2 protein-coding genes and 1 pseudogene are annotated in these 1,385 nt (G+C 54.9%); all 3 read left to right on the forward strand.

Annotated elements, in window-relative coordinates:
• Positions 1–48: 48 nt before the first annotated feature.
• Entirely contained in the window at positions 49–393 is a 345-nt protein-coding gene (locus BLS87_RS33270) for a hypothetical protein (protein ID WP_083370835.1), read from the forward strand.
• A complete protein-coding gene (locus BLS87_RS33275) occupies positions 393–1,070 on the forward strand; it encodes a hypothetical protein (protein ID WP_074759405.1) in 678 nt (225 codons plus the stop codon). Before BLS87_RS33270 ends, BLS87_RS33275 begins: the two co-directional genes overlap by 1 nt.
• Positions 1,071–1,095: 25 nt before the next feature.
• Positions 1,096–1,385, forward strand: a pseudogene (locus BLS87_RS33280) (tail fiber domain-containing protein); the annotation flags it as partial.

Below are 1,385 nucleotides of genomic sequence, written 5' to 3' on the forward strand. Positions count from 1 at the left end.
GATGCGAATGGCGTGCTGCGTGTTCGCCTTGGATATCTGGGGTGATTCATGGCTTATGGGATGCGGGTATGGGACGCTTCGGGAAACCTGCGCATGGACGAAAACTCGTTCACAGTGCGGATTGTCCTGTCGGTCGTCGTCAACAATAGCGGATGGACCATTGTTAACTCGCAGGGCGGAGGGTATCAGGACTTTAGTTGCCCTGGCGTCACGCCGTCCAATGCCTCAGCCACGTGCCTGCCCGTGGCGAATTACACCAGCTTCGAAACTCAATTCGAAACCGAGGTGCTGAACAATGTGGTGCGGGTCTACAACTACAATCGTGGGTATGCTGGCGTAACCAGTCCGGCAACCACGGCGTCCATGCGGCTGATCGTTGTGAGGACGTCGTGATGGCTTACGGCTTTCAGTTCACGAACAATAGCAATGTCGTAACACTTGATTCCGAGTTCGCGCGGCTTGTCGTGCTCGATCAAGGCAGCTACTCGCCAAACGCAGAGAACGGCTTGCGGGCGAACGTCAACTTTTCCCGTGTAATTACCTCGCAAGAGCCGCCATTGGTCTTTGCCAAGCCAACCGTTATTAATGGGCAGGCTGTTATTTCCAGCGTCCTGATATACGGATCGCCTGGCAACTGGACCGGGTTTGGCATTAGAACGCGAAGCGTCAACTATGCACCCCCAACCGGAACCTGGTTCGTCGGTGCGTTCGTGGCTCAGGATGTCAGCGACTACGGTATGCAGATCTTCGACGGGTCAGGAAAGCTGCTCTTTGACAGTGGAAACCCGTGCGCGATCTTCACAGCAGCATACCAGAGCTGGAACTACGCCTTTACGCAGACCCTCGATGTTGGCGTAACTAACTTCTTTTCCAGTCCGAAGCCTATAAACACCGTGGACTACATGCTGATCAACAACTACAGCATGAACGTGGTAGCCGGATCGAACGCGGGCGCCTTAGTTGGCAGTGTATGGGATTTCACCAATGGCACGCTGTACGCAACCATGACGTCGTCATCCAACTCGCGCACATTCTACCTGCCAGCCCTGTTTGCCAGGCTCGTCGCTTAACTCTTCCAAATCAAAGGAATCACATATGCCCTGGTACAAAGCCGGGACGGTTTCTGTCGTCCAAAATTCGAACACTGTGACGGGCACCGGCACATCTTTCGTCGCTAACTCGCGCGTTGGTGATGCCTTTCTCGGTCCAGACGGCCGCTGGTATGAGGTGACGAACATCGCCAGCGATACGGCTATGGCGATCTCGCCGCCGTACCAAGGTGTCAACTCCGCAGCAGGCGTTTACGCGCTGGCACCACTGCAGGGGTACTACAAGAATCTGGCAGATTCCTTCAATCGTTTGAACAACCAGTTCGGAGGGGTTCT

The sequence above is a fragment of the Pseudomonas abietaniphila genome (assembly GCF_900100795.1).
Classification (GTDB): Bacteria; Pseudomonadota; Gammaproteobacteria; order Pseudomonadales; family Pseudomonadaceae; genus Aquipseudomonas; species Aquipseudomonas abietaniphila.